The 22,403-nt window shown below is 46.6% G+C and carries 24 protein-coding genes and 1 tRNA gene; 13 read left to right on the top strand and 12 right to left on the bottom strand.

Annotated features, from left to right (window positions below; translation table 11 throughout):
* Position 1 precedes the first annotated feature (1 nt).
* Positions 2–1,147 carry a dicarboxylate/amino acid:cation symporter gene (locus EZ315_RS10890; RefSeq protein WP_135472105.1) on the top strand — a complete coding sequence of 382 codons (1,146 nt, stop codon included), beginning with the start codon at positions 2–4 and terminating at the stop codon, positions 1,145–1,147.
* A 116-nt stretch (positions 1,148–1,263) separates the two neighbouring features.
* On the opposite strand, the gene EZ315_RS10895 is transcribed toward EZ315_RS10890, so the two are convergent.
* Entirely contained in the window at positions 1,264–2,571 is a 1,308-nt protein-coding gene (locus tag EZ315_RS10895) for a glycoside hydrolase family 43 protein (RefSeq protein ID WP_242452585.1), read from the bottom strand.
* A 228-nt stretch (positions 2,572–2,799) separates the two neighbouring features.
* Here EZ315_RS10895 and EZ315_RS10900 point away from each other — a divergent pair, with 228 nt between their 5' ends.
* The 4 genes from EZ315_RS10900 to galE are packed head-to-tail and all read left to right on the top strand — an operon-like array spanning position 2,800 to position 6,384.
* Positions 2,800–3,546, top strand: a complete 747-nt coding sequence (locus tag EZ315_RS10900; RefSeq protein ID WP_135472106.1) for an RluA family pseudouridine synthase — start codon at positions 2,800–2,802, stop codon at positions 3,544–3,546.
* Positions 3,546–4,370 (top strand): 1-acyl-sn-glycerol-3-phosphate acyltransferase, encoded by an 825-nt coding sequence (locus EZ315_RS10905; protein ID WP_135472107.1) that lies wholly within the window; start codon positions 3,546–3,548, stop codon positions 4,368–4,370. The genes EZ315_RS10900 and EZ315_RS10905 overlap by 1 nt, the downstream gene beginning before the upstream one ends.
* A 3-nt stretch (positions 4,371–4,373) precedes the next feature.
* Positions 4,374–5,315, top strand: coding sequence for a GNAT family N-acetyltransferase (locus EZ315_RS10910; RefSeq protein WP_135472108.1), 942 nt, complete (start codon positions 4,374–4,376; stop codon positions 5,313–5,315).
* Positions 5,316–5,340: 25 nt separating this feature from the next.
* Complete coding sequence (galE, locus tag EZ315_RS10915) at positions 5,341–6,384, top strand: UDP-glucose 4-epimerase GalE (RefSeq protein WP_135472109.1); 1,044 nt, start codon at positions 5,341–5,343, stop codon at positions 6,382–6,384.
* A gap of 86 nt (positions 6,385–6,470) precedes the next feature.
* Here galE and EZ315_RS10920 read toward each other — a convergent pair whose 3' ends face one another.
* A complete protein-coding gene (locus EZ315_RS10920) occupies positions 6,471–8,120 on the bottom strand; it encodes a putative transporter (RefSeq protein ID WP_135472110.1) in 1,650 nt (549 codons plus the stop codon).
* Positions 8,121–8,350: 230 nt separating this feature from the next.
* On the opposite strand from EZ315_RS10920, the gene EZ315_RS10925 reads away from it, so the two are divergent.
* Both EZ315_RS10925 and EZ315_RS10930 read left to right on the top strand, forming a co-directional pair.
* Positions 8,351–9,373 carry a branched-chain amino acid aminotransferase gene (locus tag EZ315_RS10925; protein ID WP_135472111.1) on the top strand — a complete coding sequence of 341 codons (1,023 nt, stop codon included), beginning with the start codon at positions 8,351–8,353 and terminating at the stop codon, positions 9,371–9,373.
* Positions 9,374–9,450: 77 nt separating this feature from the next.
* Positions 9,451–9,936 carry an HDIG domain-containing metalloprotein gene (locus EZ315_RS10930; RefSeq protein ID WP_289769896.1) on the top strand — a complete coding sequence of 162 codons (486 nt, stop codon included), beginning with the start codon at positions 9,451–9,453 and terminating at the stop codon, positions 9,934–9,936.
* Here EZ315_RS10930 and EZ315_RS10935 read toward each other — a convergent pair.
* From EZ315_RS10935 to EZ315_RS10960, 6 genes are all read right to left on the bottom strand, one after another.
* Entirely contained in the window at positions 9,920–10,474 is a 555-nt protein-coding gene (locus EZ315_RS10935; RefSeq protein ID WP_135472113.1) for a 5-formyltetrahydrofolate cyclo-ligase, read from the bottom strand. The genes EZ315_RS10930 and EZ315_RS10935 overlap by 17 nt on opposite strands.
* Positions 10,467–12,107 carry a S41 family peptidase gene (locus tag EZ315_RS10940; protein WP_135472114.1) on the bottom strand — a complete coding sequence of 547 codons (1,641 nt, stop codon included), beginning with the start codon at positions 12,105–12,107 and terminating at the stop codon, positions 10,467–10,469. Before EZ315_RS10940 ends, EZ315_RS10935 begins: the two co-directional genes overlap by 8 nt.
* 32 nt (positions 12,108–12,139) lie before the next feature.
* A complete protein-coding gene (locus EZ315_RS10945; protein ID WP_135472115.1) occupies positions 12,140–12,571 on the bottom strand; it encodes a deoxycytidylate deaminase in 432 nt (143 codons plus the stop codon).
* A 77-nt stretch (positions 12,572–12,648) separates the two neighbouring features.
* Positions 12,649–13,104, bottom strand: coding sequence for a thioredoxin-dependent thiol peroxidase (gene bcp / locus EZ315_RS10950; protein ID WP_135472116.1), 456 nt, complete (start codon positions 13,102–13,104; stop codon positions 12,649–12,651).
* Between the two features lie 43 nt (positions 13,105–13,147).
* Positions 13,148–14,038 carry a hypothetical protein gene (locus EZ315_RS10955; RefSeq protein WP_135472117.1) on the bottom strand — a complete coding sequence of 297 codons (891 nt, stop codon included), beginning with the start codon at positions 14,036–14,038 and terminating at the stop codon, positions 13,148–13,150.
* Positions 14,039–14,176: 138 nt separating this feature from the next.
* Positions 14,177–15,112 carry a glutaminase gene (locus EZ315_RS10960; RefSeq protein ID WP_135472118.1) on the bottom strand — a complete coding sequence of 312 codons (936 nt, stop codon included), beginning with the start codon at positions 15,110–15,112 and terminating at the stop codon, positions 14,177–14,179.
* A 166-nt stretch (positions 15,113–15,278) separates the two neighbouring features.
* Here EZ315_RS10960 and EZ315_RS10965 point away from each other — a divergent pair, with 166 nt between their 5' ends.
* Positions 15,279–15,746, top strand: coding sequence for a hypothetical protein (locus EZ315_RS10965; RefSeq protein WP_135472119.1), 468 nt, complete (start codon positions 15,279–15,281; stop codon positions 15,744–15,746).
* Here the strand turns inward: EZ315_RS10965 and EZ315_RS10970 are convergent.
* Positions 15,738–17,093: a sodium-dependent transporter gene (locus EZ315_RS10970; protein WP_135472120.1), complete on the bottom strand. Its 1,356-nt coding sequence runs from the start codon at positions 17,091–17,093 to the stop codon at positions 15,738–15,740. The genes EZ315_RS10965 and EZ315_RS10970 overlap by 9 nt on opposite strands.
* A gap of 29 nt (positions 17,094–17,122) precedes the next feature.
* On the bottom strand, positions 17,123–17,824 hold the full coding sequence (locus EZ315_RS10975) for a Crp/Fnr family transcriptional regulator (protein WP_135472121.1): 702 nt from the start codon (positions 17,822–17,824) through the stop codon (positions 17,123–17,125).
* A gap of 251 nt (positions 17,825–18,075) precedes the next feature.
* Here EZ315_RS10975 and EZ315_RS10980 point away from each other — a divergent pair.
* The 5 genes from EZ315_RS10980 (at position 18,076) to EZ315_RS11000 (ending at position 20,735) form a co-directional block, all read left to right on the top strand.
* Positions 18,076–18,147 (top strand) — tRNA-Arg (locus EZ315_RS10980).
* A 168-nt stretch (positions 18,148–18,315) separates the two neighbouring features.
* Positions 18,316–18,513: a hypothetical protein gene (locus EZ315_RS10985; protein WP_135472122.1), complete on the top strand. Its 198-nt coding sequence runs from the start codon at positions 18,316–18,318 to the stop codon at positions 18,511–18,513.
* Positions 18,491–19,282: a threonine/serine exporter family protein gene (locus tag EZ315_RS10990; RefSeq protein ID WP_135472123.1), complete on the top strand. Its 792-nt coding sequence runs from the start codon at positions 18,491–18,493 to the stop codon at positions 19,280–19,282. Before EZ315_RS10985 ends, EZ315_RS10990 begins: the two co-directional genes overlap by 23 nt.
* 13 nt (positions 19,283–19,295) lie before the next feature.
* The gene (locus tag EZ315_RS10995; protein ID WP_135472124.1) at positions 19,296–19,772 is read left to right on the top strand and encodes a threonine/serine exporter family protein; all 477 of its coding nucleotides are present in this window, start codon (positions 19,296–19,298) and stop codon (positions 19,770–19,772) included.
* Between the two features lie 63 nt (positions 19,773–19,835).
* Positions 19,836–20,735 carry a LysR substrate-binding domain-containing protein gene (locus EZ315_RS11000; RefSeq protein ID WP_135472125.1) on the top strand — a complete coding sequence of 300 codons (900 nt, stop codon included), beginning with the start codon at positions 19,836–19,838 and terminating at the stop codon, positions 20,733–20,735.
* A 16-nt stretch (positions 20,736–20,751) separates the two neighbouring features.
* Here EZ315_RS11000 and neuB read toward each other — a convergent pair whose 3' ends face one another.
* Both neuB and EZ315_RS11010 read right to left on the bottom strand, forming a co-directional pair.
* Complete coding sequence (gene neuB / locus EZ315_RS11005; RefSeq protein ID WP_135472126.1) at positions 20,752–21,765, bottom strand: N-acetylneuraminate synthase; 1,014 nt, start codon at positions 21,763–21,765, stop codon at positions 20,752–20,754.
* Between the two features lie 17 nt (positions 21,766–21,782).
* Complete coding sequence (locus tag EZ315_RS11010; protein WP_135472127.1) at positions 21,783–22,397, bottom strand: DapH/DapD/GlmU-related protein; 615 nt, start codon at positions 22,395–22,397, stop codon at positions 21,783–21,785.
* Positions 22,398–22,403: the final 6 nt, after the last annotated feature.

Raw genomic sequence — 22,403 nt, forward strand, 5'->3', positions numbered from 1 at the left:
CATGAAAAAATTAGGACTTCTCCCGCGTATCGCTATCGCCATTGTACTCGGCATTCTTATCGGTTTCATAGCTCCGCAGTGTCTTGGCGAGCTCTGTGCTACTTTCAATGCCATTTACGGTCAGTTCCTTGGATTTATGATCCCTATGATTATCATAGGTTTTGTGGTCCCTGCCATCGGTGATATTGGCGCGAGGGCAGGCAGACTGCTTGTCGTGACGGCTCTTTTGGCTTATGGCTTCACTGTGTTTGCGGGACTCGTGTCGTACACCACAGGTTCAATCATATTTCCGGGGCTTATAGCCGGAGAGGCTGAGGTTGCTGTTGCCGAGAGTGCCGGTAAGCTGTCGCCATGGTTTACCGTCGAGATGCCTCCACTGATGGGGGTTACCACAGCTCTCGTACTCTCGTTTTTGCTTGGTCTCGGCATAGCTTTTTCGTCAGGCAATGCATTGCGAAAAGGCATGGGGGAGTTCCGCGACATAGTGAGCAAGACTATAAATACTGCCATATTGCCGTTGCTTCCGGTGTATATTTTTGGTATTTTCCTATGTATGACAGTCGAAGGCGAGGTAGGGATGATACTAAAGAGTTTTATTAAGATCATCGGGATTATATTCCTCTTGCATGTGTTTGTGCTTGTGGTCCAATACTGCATAGCGGCACCGTTTGCCCGCCGTAACCCGTTCAGGATGCTTTACACAATGCTTCCGGCTTATTTCACGGCTCTTGGCACACAGTCATCCGCTGCTACGATTCCTGTCACATTGCGCCAGTCGATCAGGATGGGAGTCAGAGAGGATGTGGCAGGTTTTGTGATACCGCTTTGCGCCACGATACATCTTAGCGGAAGCACTCTTAAGATCGTTGCGTGTGCGTTAGCTATAATGATCATGCATAACCAGCCTCATGACCTGCCTCTGTTTATACATTTTGTGATGATGCTTGGCATAACAATGGTGGCAGCTCCGGGAATTCCGGGAGGAGCGATCATGGCATCACTCGGAGTGTTGCAGTCCATACTTGGTTTTGATCAGGAGGTCATAGCCCTTATGATAGCCCTTTATATTGCAATGGATTCATTCGGCACGGCATGTAACGTGACCGGCGACGGTGCGATTGCCGCTATAGTTGATAGAGTTTCGTGAACGGATAGGTGTATTTAACATATTATAATATAAATATCAGCCATAGCCACATGGATATTACAGCAGTGGTTATGGCTGATGTTTATAGTGTTGTTGTGAGACTCAGTTGTTATAATTTACAGCGGGTTGAATGACCAGCAGTCGAGGTTGAAAAGATTGCCTGTCTGTTTCTTTGTGCCTCTGAACACAAAGTAGAGGTCATGGATTCCTGTGGTTTTCTTTACAGGGGTTGTGAATTCTCTCAGCTCATCTTTTGTGTGACCTATTTTGACGGTGCCGATTGGCGCATTGTCCATGCTGTCGACGTGTATCTCTATTATGCCTCCGTAAAGGTGGGATGATGCCCATATTGAAAAGTCCTTTGCACCCTTTCCGAAGTCGACTCCTTTCACGAGCAGGTAATCTCCGTCGTCAATGCCGGTGACGAGCTGGTTCCACTTCTCTTTTCCCCAAGGATTTTTCTGGATGGTCTGCAATCCTTCACTCCATGCCATGGTTTCGGCTTCTACTTTTCGGTATGGGTTGAACGGCTCAATCTGTGCTACTTTGCAGTCCAGGAAATAGGGTAGCTCTTTTATGGTTCCGTCAGGGTTATATTCCATTTCGGCTACTGATACGGATCTGCGTTCGGCATGGCGGTGCTCTTTGAGCCTGAACACGTCATAGTTCTGCCCGAAGCAATATGACTTGCCTTTGTAGTCGACAATTCCTGGGTGATTGCCTCTGGTCCTTGGAGTGTGGTCCATGATATGTCCTTTGTATTCCCATGGGCCGAGAGGGGAATCGCTCATTGCATATCCTATACCTTCGGGGCAGCATGTCGATGCAAATGCCAGGTAATAGTGTCCGTTTCGCTTGTAGAACCATGGGCCTTCCTGATAGTCGGTGATCTTTGGGAAGAACAGAATCTCTCCTGAGTATGAAATCATGTCCTCGTTGAGCTTTACGCAATACAGGTTGGGGTTGCCCCAGTACATGTATGCCTGTCCGTCATCGTCGATGAAAACGGTTGGGTCTATGTCATACCAGTGTTCTTTCTGCCACACCAGCGGTTTGCCTATAGGGTCAGTGAAAGGACCGTATGGGGAATCTGCGGTGAGTACACCTATGCCATGTCCGTGTATAGGACAATACATATAGTATTTGCCGTTGCGTTCCACCACCTGCTGGGCCCAGGCTCCGTTCTTTCCGTCATGCCATTTGAAATTGTCGAGAGATGCTACAGCTCCGCGGTCCTGCCAGTTGACCATATCGGTTGTGGTGTATAGCAGCCAGTCGTACATTTTGAATCCCTCGGCATCGCTTTCATCATGCGATGTGTAAAGGAATATTGTGTCGTTATGGAGCATTGGAGAGGGGTCGGCTGTGTATTTTGTCTGAATGATGGGCATGTTCAATTCAGGTACGTCAGCAATAGCTGCCATTGAAGAAATGACTGCCGGTGTAAATGTTAGAAAGAAACGTAGATTCATTGATTGGTTTATATTGGTTTTGGTTAAATATATCGTTCGCAAAGTTATGAACAACTTCCATAAGAGCCCGTTTTATAATGTATCATAATCGTTAATAAATGTCGCTGTCACCAAACATTTCACCAATAACACGCTATTTTTGCTCAAAAAAGATTAACTTTGCCTTAGAAAAAAGTAAATATGGAGATACTATACGAAGATAATCATATAATCATAGTCAATAAGGCTCCCGGGGAAATTGTGCAGGGTGACAAGACTGGTGATGAGCCGCTCGTAGAGACCCTGAAGCATTGGATAAAGGAGAAATATTCTAAGCCGGGCAATGTGTTTTGTGGGGTAGTCCATCGTCTCGACCGTCCGGTAGGAGGTGTTGTCGTTTTTGCAAAGACTTCCAAAGCACTGGCACGTATGAATGAAATGTTTCGTGACGGAAAGGTCGACAAGACTTATCTTGCATTGAGCCGAAATCATCCTCCGAAGGACTCTGAGAGACTGACCGGATATATTTATTCGGTCGAAAAGAATAACAAGAGCTATATTTCCTCCACTCCACGCAATGGGGCAAAGGAGGCAGCCTTGTCATATCGCTATCTTGGGGCGTCTGACCGTTATCATCTGCTTGAAGTGAACCTTGAGACAGGAAGAAAGCATCAGATACGAGTGCAGCTATCCTCCATAGGATGTCCGGTGAAAGGTGATCTTAAATATGGTGACAAGAGATCAAATCCTGACGGATCGATATCTCTACAGGCTCATAGAGTAAGGTTTGAGCATCCTGTGTCGGGAAAATTGATTGATGTTGCCGCTCCGCTCCCTGCCGATCCTTTATGGCAGGCTTTTGTCGGGATTGTAAGTGAGAATGATGCTAAGGCATCTGTTTCCGCAGATGCCGATGGATCTGTGGCGGTGCAAAACGGTGACATATAATGATGAGGATTGATGTCGGGAATGTACTTAGGCAAAGGGCTCCCCGCCATTACCGGTATATCCCGGGGTGGGCGGTAAGATGGCTTGAGCGTATCATATGTCAGGACCGACTGAACACGCTTCTTGAACATAATGCCCAATGTGAGGGTGCTGATTTTGCCCGGGGAGTCATTAAAGATCTGTCGGTCAGTTACTCTTTGGCTGGTAATATCCCCGATGGAAAGGACAGGCGTGTGATACTTGTTTCAAATCATCCGTTGGGTGGACTTGACGGTCTGGTGCTTGCGTGTGTAGCCGAGGACGTTTATGGAAAGGAGGCTGATGCGAAGTTTGTGGTCAATGATCTGCTTGATTTTGTAGAGCCTTTACGTCCGATATTCCTTGGTGTCAACAAGCATGGCACCCAGTCTCGTGCGAGTGTCGAGAGGATAGACAGGGCTTTTGATGGTGATTCACCTATACTCATGTTCCCTGCCGGACTGGTGTCCAGGCGTAGGCAGGGAGGGGTGATTGCCGATATGCCATGGCGCAAGATGGCAGTAGTTAAGGCCATTTCATCGCACAGGGATATAATTCCTGTACATTTTAGTGGTGAAAATTCACAGTTTTTTTATAAATTTGCACATCTTAGGTCTCGGTTGGGGCTTCGTTTCAATATTGAGATGATACGCCTTCCGAAAGAGATATTCCTCAGCGAAGGTTCTCATTTCACTGTGACGTTCGGCTCCCCAATATCCTGGCGGTCGCTTGAAGGTGGTAGGAATGCTGAACTGCAAGCTGATCGGCTGAGATCAATAGTGTATCAATTGCCTTGTCAAAAATAGTATATGACACACCCCATCATAGATCCGATTGCTCCTGAACTTATAGAAAGAGAGCTCACTCCCGACCGCTTGTTGCGACCGTCCAATAAAGGAGGAAATCTCATTTATACTTTTGACGGACGTGAGTGTCCGTCAGCAATGCAGGAAGTAGGCAGACTGCGAGAGGAATCATTCAGAGCCGCTGGCGGAGGTACCGGCAAGAGTGTGGATATCGATGAGTTCGATATGATGGACCCTCCGTGCCGTCAGCTTGTTGTATGGGACCCTCAGTCACGGTTGATCCTCGGTGGATACCGTTATATTAAAGGTAGCGATATCCGAATGGATGAGTCGGGATGTCCGCGTATAGCTACAAGCCATATGTTCCGTTTTTCGGACAGATTTATTTCTGAGTTTCTTCCACAGACCATTGAGCTTGGACGTTCGTTTGTCCGTCTTAACTATCAATCATCCCAGGCAGGAGCCAAAGCACTTTTTGCCCTTGACAACCTGTGGGACGGACTCGGTGCTCTTACAGTGGTGCATCCGGAGATAAAATATCTGTTCGGAAAGATGACTATGTATCCCGGCTATGACCGTAAATGCCGCGATATGATATTGTATTTCCTTCAGAAGCATTTCCCAGATCCAGACTGTCTTGTGCGTCCGATACACGCTCTTGACACATCAATTGACATCGCGACGATGGAGAGCCTGTTTACTGGAAACTCCTTTAAGGATGATTATAAGATATTAAATCATGAGGTGCGCAATCATGGATTCAACATACCTCCTCTCGTGAATTCTTATATGAGCCTGTCGCCGACAATGAAAATGTTTGGGACTGCTATAAATGATGAGTTCGGCAATGTGGAGGAGAGCGGTATATTCTTTGCTATCTCCGAGATATTCGAAGAGAAGAAAAAAAGGCATATAGGGACCTATCATCCCGATACATCAGTATAGCAGCATACCACACAATCACAAAAATATGACTATTAAAAAAGATCGCATCCTTGTGACCGGAGGGACCGGTTACATTGGATCTCATACAGTAGTAGAGCTTCAGCAGGCAGGGTATCCTGTGGTTATAATTGACAACCTGTCCAATTCAAGTGCCGATGTTGTGGACGGAATTGAGCGAATAACAGGAGTGCGTCCTGATTTCGTAAAAGGTGATTGCACTGACATAAATACGGTCAAAGCACTTTTTGCCGACTATCCTGATATCAAAGGCATTATTAACTTTGCTGCCTCCAAGGCGGTGGGTGAGAGTGTGCAAAAGCCTATACTTTATTACCGCAACAATCTGAACACCCTCCTCAATCTTTTGGACCTCATGGGACCAAACGGGGTCAAAGGCATAGTGTTCTCTTCCTCATGTACCGTTTATGGTGAGCCAGATGAGAACCCTGTGACAGAGGCAGCTCCAATTAAGAAAGCCACATCACCTTATGGCAATACCAAGCAGATCTCCGAAGAGATTATCACGGATGTGATAAATGCGGGAGCTCCGTTCAAGAGTGTTATACTTCGGTACTTCAATCCGGTTGGAGCGCACCCCTCGGCTGAAATCGGTGAACTCCCTAATGGGGTGCCCCAAAATCTGATCCCTTATCTCACACAGACGGCAATAGGTATACGTAGCGAACTTAGTGTATTTGGTGATGACTATAATACTCCTGACGGATCATGCATACGTGATTATATCAATGTGGTTGATCTTGCAAAGGCTCATGTCATAGCTGTTGAGCGTATGCTCACCGACAAGAGCGATGCCAAGATCGAGACTTTCAACCTCGGCACAGGTAATGGTGTGTCGGTCCTTGAACTTATCAATACTTTCGAGGAGGCAACAGGAGTAAAAGTCCCTCACAGGATAGTAGGTCGTCGTGCCGGAGATATCGAGAAGGTTTGGGCGAATCCTGCTTATGCCAATGATGTTCTCGGATGGAAAGCCTCTTCTTCGCTTGCCGATACGATGCGTTCGGCGTGGGCATGGCAGCTCAAGCTTCGTGAGCGTGGAATCATGTGATCAGAATAAATTATATATTCTTAAACAGAAAAGAGCTCGTGTGACACACGAGCTCTTGATGTATATATATTATTTTGAAACGTTGCTTAGAAGAAGCAAAGTATAAGTGCCTGAGCAGAAACCACTCGGAGGAACATTGTCAGCGGGTAGACTGTAGAATAGGCTACTGCCGGAGCATCACTGCCGGTGGAGTTGTTTGCATAGGCGAGGGCAGGGGGATCGGTGCACCCTCCGGAGATAAGTCCCATTATTGTGAGATAATTGATTTTGTATACTCCGCGTGCGATGAACGATACTATTATCAGAGGGAGTATGGTGATTATGAAGCCCCATATCACCCACCACATTCCGGTGGTGTTGAATACTGTTTCGGCAAATCCTTTTCCGGAAGAGATTCCTACGGATGCAAGGAACAGACATATTCCGAGTTCACGCATGAGCAGAGATGCGGAAGAGGATGTGTAGGTGACAAGTTTGAACTTGTAGCCGAAACGGCTGAGAAGAATGGCGACAACCAATGGACCACCGGCAAGACCGAGCTTCATCCCGAATCCCACATTTATTGATCCAACGATAATACCGAACATTATGCCTACGAAAATAGTGATAAGGTTAGGCTGGTTGAGACGCTTCATCGAATTGCCGAGGCGGGTGCCGAGCCGCTCTATATCGTTGGGGTCGCCTACCACTGTGAGACGGTCGCCAACCTGGAGCCTGAGTGAAGGTGATGCAAGCAGGTCGACACCGGCTCGGTTGACACGAGTGCAGTTGAGGGAATAGGCTGTGTGCAGACGGAGTGATCCGAGTGCCACACCATTATACTTACTTTGTGTAACAACTATGCGTCGAGAAACTACTGTGCTCTGAACATCTTCCCAGTCCATCTGGATTTCGTGACCGATGACTCCCTGGAATTTCATTTCATCGTTAGGGCTTAGCACTGCAATTATCTTATCCCCTACATGAAGCTCTGTTTTGGATGTAGGAATTACTACTTTACCGTCCGCCCCCATAAGTCGAGACACCACAAAATCACATTCGAGAATCTGGTGCAGCTGATAAAGGGTCTTTCCGTTAATGAGCTTATTGGTGACTTCGAACGACAGAACGAGCGGTTTCTGCTGTGAACCTTCGATCTCTTCCTCAATCTTTCTGATCTCATCATCAATGTTGATGCGGTACACAGCTTTGAGGATAAGCATTGAGAGTATAATGCCAATGACGCCAAGAGGGTAGGCGGCGGCATAACCCATTGACATGATGTTGATGGCTTCGGTGGTGCCTGCAGTCTGCTGGGCGGCCGCAAGTCCTGGGGTATTGGTCACAGCACCCGACATCACACCTACGAGTGCAGAGATGCTGGTGTCACCGTCAATGAAGAATATGGCAAGCACGATAGCCACATTCAGCGCGATGATCAACACGGCAAGACCGTTTAGAAGGACTCCTCCTTTTTTGAAAGAGGAGAAAAATCCTGGGCCGACCTGAATACCGATTGCAAAGATGAACAGAATGAGGCCGAATTCTCGTACAAACTTGAGGACTTCGGGATTCACGATGTATCCGAAATGCCCCATGATTATACCTACAAAAAGTACAAATGTTACTCCCAGTGAGATGCCTCCTATCTTGAGCTTTCCCAGGAAGATCCCTGCCGCTATCACAAACGAATACAGTACCAGTGTGCTGGCAAGTTCTGTGTGACCTGGACCGATAAGGTTAATTAACCATTCCATAAATCAGTGAATATCAATCTTTTTTACTATTTCCTAAGGCTTGGTAGGAGAGGTGTTGTTTTCGAGGTGCAAAGGTACGATTATTTTCTTTAAATAGTGTGATATTATCTTGATAAATTGGATGCAGAGAATGAAAAAATATGATTGCATTAAAAAATGTCACAAAATGACTGATCATTATAATAAAAATGTGTAAATTTGTAGTATATAACGTATATTCATTCAGAACTATGGATAAGGAATTAGACTGGGGTAACCTTTCATTCGGTTACATCCCAACAGATTACAATGTCCGGTGTTATTTCCGTGACGGCAAATGGGGCGAAATTGAAGTTTCGCAGAGTGAGGAAGTCAATCTTCATATAGCGGCGACCTGTCTGCATTACGGACAGGAAATCTTCGAGGGGCTAAAGGCTTTCCGTGGAAAAGACGGCAAGATACGTATTTTCCGTCTTGAGGAGAATGCCCGTCGTCTACAGGAATCGGCAAAGGGGATCCTTATGGAGCCTCTCCCTGAAGAGAAATTCAGGGAGATGGTGGTCAAGGCAGTTGAGCTTAATGAGCGTTTTGTCCCGCCTTATGGTTCGGGTGCGTCTCTCTACATTCGTCCGATTGAACTTGGTATCTCGGCTCAGGTAGGGGTAAAGCCTGCCAAAGAATATCTGTTTATGATTCTTGTCACTCCTGTGGGCCCTTACTTCAAGACCGGCTTCAAGCCGACCAATATATGTATAATGCGACAGTATGACCGTGTGGCACCTAACGGTACAGGCATGTGGAAAGTTGGTGGAAACTATGCTGCATCGCTCACGGCTGGAGAGCATGCGCATGAGCTCGGATACTCAGCTGTCCTTTATCTCGATCCTAAAGAGAAGAAATATCTTGACGAGTGCGGTCCGGCCAATTTTATGGCTATAAAGAATGGTGTGTACATCACTCCGGCTTCCGATTCGATTCTTCCCTCCATAACCAACAAGAGTCTTATGCAGCTTGCCGAAGATATGGGTATAAAGGTGGAGCGTCGCCACATCACAGTGGATGAGCTTGCCGATATAGATGAGGCAGCAGCTGTCGGCACAGCTGCCGTTGCATCACCGGTAGGTGAGATTGACGATCTTGACACCGGTAAGAAATATGTGGTGTCAAAGAATGGAGAGCCAGGTCCGATAACCACTCGTCTGTATGAGACGCTTAATGCCATTCGACTCGGAGAGATCGAGGACAGGCACGGATGGTGTACCATTGTCGAATAAGGTCCCATATGGCTTTGAGCTATCAGGAAATCATAGATAAGTATTACCCGCCGGGGACTTCCCGGCGGGTAATACTTATGCGCCATTGTAGCCAGGTGGCTGATCTCGCGCTTGAGATTGCATGTAAGAAGTGTCTTAGATTGCCGCCTGAGGATATACGCGAGGCGGCAATGCTTCATGACATAGGTATATTCCTGACATCAGCTGTTGACATAGGTTGTGACGGAGATGAGCCATATATAATGCATGGAGTGTTGGGGGCTGAACTTCTGAGAAAGGAAGGGGTGAGCGAACAGTATGCACGTGTGGCGGAGCGTCACACAGGAGCCGGTATTACTGCTGCCGATATCCGTCAGCAGGGTTTGCCGTTACCGATTGGAGATTATGTCCCTGAGAGTACCCTTGAGCGACTGGTGTGTTATGCCGATAAGTTTTACTCAAAAGGTGGAGATATGAAAAGAAAACCGCTCGACAGAGTGATCAGGTCGATGGAAAGGTTCTCACCTGATACGCTGGAGCGGTTTATGGATATGCACAAAGAGTTTTCTATTTCCGACGGATGACTATGTGGTGGGATTCGGTTATCACCACATCCATGCGTACATCATGGGGGTCGGTGTCTATGCCTTCTTCTATAAGCTGGAAGTCGTAGCCGACCCCTATTTTTGTGGCTTTGCTTCCTGTAAGCAATCGGTCATAATACCCTTTGCCCCTGCCTACGCGGTTGCCTTGACGGTCGTATGCGACTGCTGGCACTATTATCAGTTCAATATCGTTGATGTCGGTAGTGTCGTCGCCTGTAGGCTCCTCTATCTGAAATGAGCCTAATGACAGTCGAGTCTCGTCGTAAGGGAGTATGTCGAGGTTTACACCGTTGACACGTGGCAGATAGAAGTGCTTCTTCGATGCCCAGCGGTCTATGAACTTATGGGTTGATAGCTCGTCAGGAAGAGAGTGGTACATGAGTATTCTGTCGGCAAGCATGAACGCTGCCGTCTTTTCCAGTATGGAGAACACTTTCTCAGCAGCTGAATTTTTTTCAGCTGCATCAAGCATAGTTTTGCGGGCCTTGATCCTGCGTCGTATATCGTCCTTATTCATTGTCCTTCTTCGCGTTGCTGTCGGTTATAGGGAAAGCTGATTTGCCTGAATTCAAGGCTTCAAGTGCTGCAAGGACAGTCGGATCTGAATCGTTCATCACTTCGTAGTATCCCTGCACGCCATGTATGTTGCGGGCAATCATTGCTTTTAAGCTATTAACAAGCAGGTCGCGTGAAAGGTTTATGTAATACCACCGTGGTGCTACTCCGTTTTTCTGTGCGTAGTTCACGAAGTTCTGGAGTAGAGTGTCGTCATCAGGCAGCATTGTCAGGAGCTCATGGCCGTCTTTGCTTTTTGACAGGTTTGCACGGTTTGCATCTGTGTATTCAAAGGTGTATTTCGGTATGAGCCCAGCATTTATCACATTTATATAATAGGATGTGATTCCGGTTGAATCGTTTGGGACGAATATGTCGGGAGTGATTCCGCCTCCGCCATATACAGTCCTGCCGTGGAGTGTGGTGAATTCAAGGGACTTATCCTGTTTGATGGAGTCTGCGCTATAGAGCTCGCCATGCTCGAAACGGTTGAGCAGTTCACGCTCGTAGTCCACTCCTGGGGCATATGTTTTCTGGATGCATCTGCCTGAGGGGGTGTAGTAGCGAGCTATTGTGAGGCGGAGGGCGCTGCTGTCAGGGAGCTCAAGCTGATTCTGGACAAGTCCTTTTCCGAATGAACGGCGTCCGATGATGAGTCCGCGGTCGTTGTCCTGCATGGCACCGGCGAAGATCTCGCTTGCGCTTGCCGATATCTCGTCAAGGAGCACCACTAATTCTTTATCTTTAAAAGAGCCTGACCCATCGCTCATTGTGGCATTGTCGCGAGATCTGTTTTTCCCTTTGATGGCTACAATAGGGCTCCCTGACGGAAGAAACTCATTTGCCATAAGTACAGCATGGTCCATGAATCCACCTCCGTTTCCGCGAAGGTCGATTATGAATCTTTTAGCTCCGTCAGCCATCAGTGTCACCATGGATGTAAGGAACTCACTGTAGGTTGTGGCTCCGAACTTATTGATCTTGATGTATCCCACTTCGTCGTCGATGAAGTAGGAGGCATCGATTGACGTCACAGGTATGTCATCGCGCTTCACATCATATGGCAATAGCTCCTTGGCGGTAGGTCTTTTTATGCCGAGACGCACGGTCGAGCCTTTGGGGCCTCGAAGATTGCTCATCACTTTGCTGTTAGTCCATTTCTGTCCTGCAACAAGAGAATCGTTGATAGTGATGATACGGTCGCCAGGCAGTATACCCACTTTTTCGGACGGTCCGCCGGATATCACTTCAAGCACGTTGATGGTGTCGCCAAGCATATTGAATGATATGCCTATGCCTGAGAATGAGCCTTCAAGCTCTTCGTTGACACTTTGTAGATCTGATGCGGGTATATATACAGAGTGTGGATCGAGATGGGATATTATTTCTGGAAATGAAACTTCAAGAATGCTGTCCGTGTCGATTTCATCGACGTAATTCTTGTTGATAAGCTCAAGGATGGTGTCAAGCTTTGAGCGGGAGTCCCATCCGTGGTAGTTGTTGAAGAAGGTTTTGCCTATCCACATCCCTCCTACAAGGGCTAACGCCAGTGCCAGGGGCATCCAGACTCCGGGGTTCTTAAGGCGATTGTTCATAAGAGTGTTAGAGCGGGTCTAAAAAACTAATGTTAATGAGTATCAGGTATGTGTCGACATTCTATGCCTGCACGGTTGAGAAGGTCGATTCCGTCGGTTATACGATAGAGCTCGTTGAATACAACTCTGCGTATGCCCGCCTGTATGATCAGTTTGGCGCAATCCAGGCATGGTGATGCGGTGATATACAGGGTGGCTCCTTCGCTTGAATTATTGGAGCGAGCCACCTTGGTTATAGCATTTGCCTCGGCATGTAACACGTAGGTTTTGGTAACACCGTCAGCATCCTCACAGATGTTTTCAAATCCTGCGGGGGTGCCGTTGAAACCGTCAGAAATGATGGTGCGGTCCTTCACAAGAAGCGCACCTACCTTTCGACGTTCGCAATAGGAGTTTTCAGCCCATATCCGCGCCATGCGCAGATAACGCTTGTCAAGAATTTCTTGCTTACCGGAAAGATCCATAAAGGTTGTTTCAGATTACGGTGCAAAGGTAGGCATTTTCCGTTAACTGTTCAACTCTTTTCCCTATTCTTTAAGTATTATCGGGTGTTAAGTATCTGTTCGGCGTGATTCTTGGTCTTCACTTCTTTTGGCGATATGATTCGAGTGACTGTGCCCTCTGGTGATATGATAAAAGTGGTGCGGAATGTGCCCATATATTTGCGTCCGTACATGGATTTTTCTCCCCATACTCCAAATTCGTTTACGAGTTTATGGTCGGAATCGGTTATGAGTGGGAATGGGAGTGAATTTTTGGCTATGAACTTTTTGTGGGAATCCGCGCTGTCGACGCTTACACCTATCACCTGGTATCCGGCATCGATGAGTGCCTGATAGTTATCGCGAAGGTTGCATGCCTGGGCGGTGCAGCCCGATGTCGAGTCCTTTGGATAGAAATATAGTGCGATGCTACGGCCGGGGTAGTCGCTTAATTTTACTTCATTGCCGTTCTGGTCAATTCCGAGCATGTCGGGAATCCTGGAGCCTATTTCCATAATCTTAATTTGTGCGGTTTAATGTGAGGCTGATGGTGTGTGCTCACTTGTTGTATGCTGTAATTGTTCTTAGGTCCTTGCGTGGAAATGCATCTATGTACGAACCTGGTGTTGCGTTGTAAATTTCTATATTGCGAGCATCGGCGTATCTTTTGACTTCGTGATGGCTCTTAAACGCAATCTGGAATCTTAGCAGGAGTTCATGAAGATGTATATCCCGGTATAGGGTTGCGACCCTTTTGAGTTCCTCCTCGCCGTCTTTATAGAAATGAGGCTGTATGCTCACCACATAGTTGTCGTCATTTACCTCAAGGGTCTTGAGCCAGCTATGGTCAGCTCCGAGAAGTATTATTTCTTTATATCCTGCCCATATCCCTGCCATTATTGATGGGATGAGCACGTTGCGGGGGCGGGGGAGTCCTCTTCCGGCGTCAAAGGCTATATCTTTTAGCTTGTTGAATCCGTCGATACCTACTGTATTGAAGTTCTCGATATGTATATGAGGATTGCTAAGTCCTATGGATGTTGCGGAGTATTTTACAGGAAGGTATAATGTCATGTCCCAATCCACCTCATTGTTGAGGTTTCGGAAGAGTTTTGTGACATTAGGATCAGATGGTGGACTCTGAAAAAAATGCGGGTCCATAAGCAGATAGTATTTGGGTCGGAGGCTTATGAACTCGGGGGTGTTGGCGGCAAAATTAACAGATAGGGTGTCGTTGGAAAGCAGTATGTCCATATCGTTTGCCAGATTGTCGGCAAGTGACGGTCCGTTGCCAAGGATTATCAGTCGCTTGCCATTATGGTCAGAGTTTTTTATGGATGGTTGCTGCGACTGTATGGCAAGTTTTACAAGGCTTTTCAGTGACTGTCCTGTAAGGCTGAGAATGTCTGATACACGATCTGCGAGCATCGGTTGATTTATTCTTTTCAAATTTGAAACAAAGTTACCAAGAATCGTTAATCTGACCAAATAAAAGCCGCATCATTTTTAGGTCCAGTTACTTGAACTCAGTAAAAATGATGCGGTGATATCGATCTTAAAGTGATATGTGTATCACTTTTTCATTGCTCATTCAGCCACCCTCACTCTGGATGAAGCGAATACATTCAGATCGAGCGAAGTCACAATCTCTTTCATGGCAAATGCCGCCTTATATGGAATAGTACCGTTGACCAGTTCAGGCGAGAATGTGGCTATTGCTCCGAATCCGGGGATTACAGCGAGTAGGCCTCCGCCGAAGCTCGATATGGCTGGCACTCCGGTGATCATAAGCCATGGTCTTCTTATGCTTTTTGGTCCTTTTGCGGCTATCATGGCCACAATTGACTCAGAAATTTTGCTGTCAAACACATGCTCTTGGGATGCCGGATTCATTCCGTCGGATGCAATTGTAGCACCCATCTCTGCAAGCTGTGCAGTGGTTACCAGCATTGAATTTAGTTTGTTAACTATGTCAATTGCCACAGTTGCATTGTCGTATAGTTCGTAGCCTGCTTCTGCAAGTCTGTTTTCGATGCGGTTATCGATATTGGCTTTGACATTAGCCTTATACATTGCATCGTCCAGCACCGGTGAAGAGCCCATAAGTGATATCATCAAGTCGGATAGTATTGCCATTTTACCATCACTGTCGCCGGTGGGTTCGATTAGGCTTGCGAGACGCAGGCTTTTGGCGTGTAGTCCTGTAGGCTTTTCAACGTTTGATGAGTGGCACGATATCCCACATTTCCCCATCTTGTGAACAAGGTCGTGAGGGCTCATTTGGCTGTAAAGCTGTATGTACATAGGTATGCGCATCATTGATCCTATGGCAAATGCAGCTTCGGTGTCACCGTAGCCGAAACGTGTGCCGTCCGTCAGGCATACCGACACGCTCATCTTCCCGGGATTCATTGCCGATACACGTGGGTCGGGGGCTGCCCCTGCTACTTTGAAATCCTTATACTTATTATAGGCGGTTTCGACAACAGCCTTTATCTCTGAGGGTTTGATTGTTCTATCCATATAAAGAAGTTATATAATCATGAAACTTGATTCTGAAATAATAACTTCACTTTATCTTGTAAGGTTGATATAGTTAAAACTTATTACTCGAAATTACAACAAATTAACCCTCTCGGGCGTTTTAGTGAAAAGTGATTAAGGATATTAATAATTCTTTTCGATCATCATGAAAAAGACTTATAACATACTTCTGTTTATGGTGCTTGGCATCTTTGTGGTGTTTGGTGCATGTTCGAGTGATGCATCCGAGGAAATGCCATCGGCGGTGTCAAAGTTTACAACGCAGTATTTCCCTGGGCTTGGTGTTAAGAGTTTTCAGGAGCTTAAGGATGGTGGCTGTATGGTGCAGCTTTCAGGTGGTCCGACTATTACATTTGACGGCGATGATATGTGGAAAGAGATTGATGGTAACGGGTCGGTGCTCCCTCAGGTATTGATGTATGACCAATTGCCTACTGATCTGTATGAGTATCTTCAGGCTACCGAACAGCAGTCCGATGTATATGAAATGAAGAGGGATAAACATTACTATAAACTCACGATGCTCGACACGGTGATAACTTACGACCGTGCAACCGGAAAGATCACTTACCCAGGGGCTAAAGACGGAAAGATGTCCAGGAGGTCAGATTAGCTGCCCTATAAGTATCGCGGTAATTAGCACCGGTGCTATCCATTTGACAATGAAATGAATCAGTCCGAGTGCTCTCGAACGGAGCTTGCCATCATTGGTGAGCTCTTTTTGGAAAAACGATTTCGGGGCTATCCATCCCATGTATGCGCATATGAGTATCCCGCCTATGGGGAGCATGAAATTGGTGGTGATGGTGTCAAGGAAGTCGAATATAGTGAGTCCGGCTATAGTGTATCCGCTCCATGGACCTACCGATAGTGAGCATATCGGGCTTAGGAGCAGAAGAGGAGCTGTAACAGTAAGTACAGCCGCTGTACGTGACATCCCGGCACGTTTCTGCATGAAGGCTACGGATACTTCTGCAAGTGATATGGTGGAAGTGAATGCAGCAAGTGTCAGGAGCAGGAAGAACAGTGATGACCAAAGGCGTGTGCCTCCCATCTGTGCGAATATCTCGGGCAATGTGATGAATACAAGGGCTGAACCGGCAAGATTGCTGTCCTGCAAACCGAACGTCATGACTGCCGGAAAGATGATTATGCCCATAAAGAATGCAACCATGAGATCCAGAAGTGACACTGTGACGGCTGTGCGGGTGAGTCTGGCTTCAGCAGGATAGTAGCTGGCATATGTCACAAGGATTCCCATTGCAAGGCTCAGCGAGAAGAATGCCTGGCCCAAAGCATTGACTACTGTGCCGGGTGTTATTACTGAAAAATCAGGCTTAAGGAAGAATTCAAGACCCTCGGGTGCCTTGTCGAGCGACAGAGATACGCCACAGAATATCAGTAGCAATAAAAAAAGCACAGGCATCATGACGTTCGACATCTTTTCTATGCCTGCCTGCACGCCTCGCAGCAGAACATATATGTTTGCAGCTATCATTATGACAGTCATGACTATGGGGCGATAGGTGCCGGTGATGTAGCTTCCCATACGTTCCTTGAATGCCTCTTCTCCGATGGAGGGTGAGGAGTACAGGTCGCCTGTTATTGACTGTACGAGATATTCAAACGTCCATCCGGACACTACCATATAGAAAGACAATATAAGGTAGGATGCCGTTATTGCGAGCACTCCGGCGAGCCACCACCCTTTACGCCCGGGTGTAACTCGCGCATACACTCCGGCAGCATCGGACTCGCCACCCCTTCCGAGAGCAAATTCGGCAGTCATGACAGGGATGCCTAACAGGAATATGCATATGATGTATATCAGCAAGAACGCTGCTCCGCCGTTGCTCTGTACTTCGGCCGGAAACCTCCATACGTTGCCTAAGCCTACGGCAGATCCTACTGTGGCGGCGATAAGACCTATCTTGGATGCGAATTTAGGGGTGCTTGCCATATATCGGAAAGGGTGTCTTCGAGAGCTGATTATCCGTGTTTTGAGATCTTACGGAGCTGAGGTTCGTTTAGTATCTTTATCTTGCGTCCGTCAACAACTATCAGATGATCGTTGACAAATTGACTCAAGGTCCTTATGGCATTGGATGTGGTCATATTGGACAGGTTCGCCAAGTCCTCTCTGCCAAGATATATTTTCAGGGTCATATTGTCGTCTTCCTCAACACCGTAATTGTCAAGAAGTACGATGAGGGCTTCAGCGAGTCGGCCACGGATGTGTTTCTGTGTGAGGTTTACAATCTTGGTGTCGGATGATCCGAGGTTGCGCGACAGCTCATGAATGAAGAACATGGCAAGCTTGTTGTTGTTGGCAATCAGGCTTTCCACAAGAGACATTGGGATGGTTGCCAGGGTGGACGGCTCAAGGGTTGCTGCGCTTGACACATAATGTTCTCCTGCAAAATATGCGCGGTAGCCGAAGTATTCAATAGGCTTTATGAGCCTGATTATCTGGCATCTTCCGCCTATTCCGTCTTTGTATTTCTTTACTTTACCTTCAATAAGGCACCATAAGAACTCAGGTTCCTCCTTTTCGGCATATATCACCTGGTTCTTTCTATAGTGATGAATTGTGAAATTTTCGGCGAGCAAATGCTTTTCATCAGTGCTCAATAAACGCCAAATTTCGGCAAAATCATCAGTTAATAGTTGCTCTATCGTGCTTTTAATCATGAGGCGTGCTGTGAAACTATGTTTTATAACACGCAAAATTACTTAAATTTAATCAAAGAAAATCCGTAGCCTGAGTTAAATAATATTAAACCAAGAGTTGTTGTATTACAATTTATAATTTAGATACTCTCATTAGATTTAAATGTGAAAAGTGGATGCTTTTTATGTGTTTCAAATGATAAAGTTGACACTTGGATTTGGAGAATTCTTGAATAATGAGTAACTTTGCAAAGCTTTATCAGAGCATGGATGCCTTGGTAGTTCAATGGATAGAATGGGAAATTCCTAATTTTCAGATAGGGGTTCGATTCCCCTCCGAGGTACTATTTGTTCGTTCATTTTTTGTTTGTTAGGCCGTCGGTCACATTGCTTGTGGCAGACGGTTTTTTCGTTTAACGATAGTTGCTATCGACAAATACATATGTCAGGTGTGGCTGGCTCAACTTAAAGTTTGTTCCTTTGCATAAAAGAATTTATAAACTTTTATGATTATGGATATTCCTATGCTTACATGGAGCTGTGTGGTAGGCTTGTTTATTTTGATTGTTTTTGTGCGTTTGGCTCATGGATTTCGCGTTAATGCGAAGGGCGGTCATAAGCTCTTTGAGCTTGGTAGTGAGAGGGAAGTGTTTTTTATTCCGGGAGATCCTGTTAAACCTGAGGAATATGATGACGACTGTGAAGAGTGAGGTGTGTCCTTCGGCAAGGGAGGTATGTATGTTCATATCGCAGTATAGTGCGTGGCTTTATGGATGTGGTGCCACTTGTATCAGGCTTGAAAAGAATGTGCAACGCATAGCGGCAGCCTATGGGACACGTGTGGAATTGTCGATCATGCCAAGGCATATACATGTGTCGGTATGGGACAATAGGAATGAAGATGCGGTGACTGCTGTGGTGTCGGTGAGGTGTGTGCCTGTGAGTTTTGACATGAACACAAGGTTGAGCGAGTTGAGCTGGGCTATTGCTGACGGCAGGATAGGCTTTGAGGATGCGCATGCGGAGATGGCTGATATAGTTGAAGGTGACAGTCAGAACGAATGGTTGGTTCTTTTGCTCGCTTCTGTTGCCAATGCGTCGTTTTGTCGATTGTTTGGCGGGGATGCTGTGGCTATGGTGGTTGTGTTCATTGCCACTCTTGCAGGATATTATCTTAAGCAGATTTTACTTGACAAGGGGTGGGATGTCAGAGCCGTGTTTATGGCATGTTCTTTTGTGTCTTCGGTGCTCGGAGCCACAGGGATATTGTTTTCGTTGGGCAATACTCCATTCATAGCTTTGGGTACGAGTGTGCTGTATCTTGTACCAGGCATCCCATTGCTTAATTCTTTCAGTGATATGTTGTATCGCCATTACGTATGTGCTTTCAGCCGTTTTGTGGATGCTGTGGTGCTTACGTGCTGCCTGTCAATAGGTCTTTGCGGTGGGATGATGTTTATGAATGTAGGAATGTTTTAGAAAAAAGTGAGCTATGGTTGAAAAAATATTTCAGGATGCATTGTTTGCTGCGATAGCAGCTATCGGTTTTGCGGCTATAAGCCGACCTCCGCGTAGGGCTTATGTCTATTGCGCATTGATCGCGGCGGTAGGCCATTCGTTGCGTTTTGTACTCATGGATTGTCTTTACATCAATATAATATTGTCGACAGCGGTGGCGTCATTCGCCGTAGGGGTTCTATCGGTGTATCTTTCGCCTGTGGCTCGTACACCTGCTGAGGCATGTTTTTTCCCGGCATTGCTGCCGATGATACCCGGTATGTATGCCTACCGGTCGTTTGGCGGGCTTGCAATGTGTCTGCTCAGTAGTGAGCAAGGGGCATTTGAGCATTATTTCTATCTTTTTGCCCGAAACGGTATGATGTGTGGATGTATAATATTGTGTATGGTGGTGGGTGCCACGCTCCCGATCTTTATATTCAAAAAAGTGTCTTTCCAGGCTACAAGATAGATTTATAATACGTAATTTTGCATTTAAATTTTAGCGTATATCGCTTAGGTAAAATATTGACAGATGGAACTGCGCCAATTGAAATATTTTGTAAAGGTTGCCGAGACTTTGAATTTTTCCGAAGCATCCAAGATGCTTAACGTCACTCAGAGCACCCTCTCTCAGCAGATTAAACAGTTGGAGAATGAGTTTGGCACCCAACTGCTTATGCGCAGCAGCCATAGTGTTATGCTCACAGAGGCCGGGGCTGAGATGCTTCCTTATGCGCAAAAGACACTGCATGATGCAGAGATATGTATCGACAGGGTGAATGATCTTAACAAGATATCTATAGGCACCATTAATATCGGTGTGACCTATTCATTCAGCCCTATACTTACTGAGACATTGCTCACTTTTATGAAAATGTACCCTAAGGTGAGGCTTACCATTTTCTATAAGCCTATGGCTGAGCTGATGGAGCTGCTTCGTAAGCGAGAAGTGGATTTTGTGCTTGCTTTCAGGCCAACATTGCCTGTCGATGGGGTGGAGTCCCATATTTTATTTCAGAATTGCCTGTCGGCAGTGGTGGCTGAGTACCATCCTCTTGCTACATGTAGGGCTGTGACATTATCGCAACTCGAACGCTACGATCTGGCGTTGCCATCCAAAGGGCTACAGGCTCGCAATGCATTTGACCACATAGTCACCCCATATAATAAGTTCCGCATACGTATAGAGCTAAATGAGGTGAATATTCTTCTGAAACTTATACGTTGTAGCCAGCTCGTGTCGGTGCTCGCTGAGGCTACGATACATAATGAGAAAGGGGTGAAAGCTATTCCGCTTGATATTCCTGACAATGAGATGGCAGGATGTGTGCATACTCTTAAGGGCTCTTACCGCAAACGGTCTATGCAGGAATTTGTGAGGCTCCTAAGCGAGTCTATGGCTGTGAAAGAGCGTCAGAATGCCTGGATATAGGAAATGCCATAGTGTCTTATATCTCAATCGGTTCGTCGGCAAGGAAGTCTCTTATGGCATGTGAGCCAATGACAGAATCCCATAGCATAGGGCTTATGCCTGATCCCGGTCGTTTGGTTGTTATGTTGTGGTCAGTGAGAGGTTCTCCTTTGCGTATAGAGCGTGATGCCACAATGCTTTTTCGTGCAACAGTAATGTTGGGCTGTTCGGTCGCTGTTACTTCCTTTATTTCAGATCCGAGGATTTTTTCGACTTCTCTTATAGACGACACCATCTCCTTGAGCTCATCGGTGGATAGTGATGCCTTGTGGTCCGGTCCCGGCATATCATGGTCAAGGGTGAAATGTTTTTCTATTATTTCAGCTCCGCGGGCTACAGCGGCGATCGGGACCAGTATCCCTCTGGTATGGTCACTGTATCCTACTCCTGCGCATCCTAACTCTTTCAGTGAGTCCATTGCACGTAGGTTGACTGCCTCGTGTGGGGTAGGGTATTGGGTTGTGCAGTGGAGCAGATAGATGTCTTTCTTGTCAACCCCTCCGAGTGAAAGTGCTGTTACGGCATCTTTTACCTCGTCAATTGTTGACATTCCAGTGGAAAGAATGATGCGTCCGCCTTTGGATGCTATTTTGCGCAGGTAGGGTAGGTTGGTGATTTCTCCTGAAGGGATTTTCCAATAATCCATGTTGACGGAGGACAGGAAGTCGATGGACTGCATGTCGAAAGGGGTACTCATGAACCCAACTCCGCATCGGTTGCATTCTTCGGCAAGAATCATGAAGTCATTCTCATTGAGCTCAAGTGCCCGGAGCATTGTGAGCTGTGTGCCGTCGCCACCGCAGTTGTCCTTCTGGTATTTGGCTTGGGGGGCTGTTGCAGAGACCAGTGATTCGGCTTTGAATGTCTGGAATTTAACATAGTCAACCCCTGCATCCGCTGCCCGGCGGACCATCTCGATTGCTGTTTCCAGTGAGCCGTTGTGGTTGACTCCGGCCTCTGCGATGATTATTGTGTGAGGATGTAGCTGCATATGGCGGTGTGTGCGTTTTATTTAGCAGGAACCCCTTTGTAGGTTCCTGGGATAGAGATGTCCTGTATCACTACGGCTCCGGCCCCGATTATGGTGCTGTGACAGATGTGTGCCCCCGGTTTTATTATGGCTCCTGCCCCGATGTATGTGTTGTCGCCTATGATGGCTCCTCCGCATACTATGGCACCGGGTCCGATAAACACATTATTTCCGATCCGGCATTCGTGTTCTATTATAGCTCCGGTGTTGATTATGGAGTGGCAGCCTATGTCAGACCCTGTGTTTACCACAGCTCTGTGAAACACAATAGCCCCGACCCCTATATGGGACGAGCTTGATACAATTGCCGTAGGGGCTATAATTGACGGTGATGTATATCCGGAATAGCATTCTATCACTTTTGCCCTTGTGTCCAGATTGCAATCAGGACCGCTTACCATTGTGATGAGGATATCGAATTCATCTCTGGTATTTGGGGAGATGAATTCGCTGTCGTTACCTAAAAAGGGTATAGGCATTTTGGGTGATATGCCAAAGTCGACATATCCAGCCACCATTAATGGCGGCTGGAGTATGTCAAGCAGAGACAGGGCGTGCCCGCCTCCGCCTATAAGGGCTAGTTTTTTTGCCACGATAAT

It is taken from the genome of Duncaniella freteri (assembly GCF_004766125.1).
In the GTDB taxonomy this organism is placed as follows: Bacteria; Bacteroidota; Bacteroidia; order Bacteroidales; family Muribaculaceae; genus Duncaniella; species Duncaniella freteri.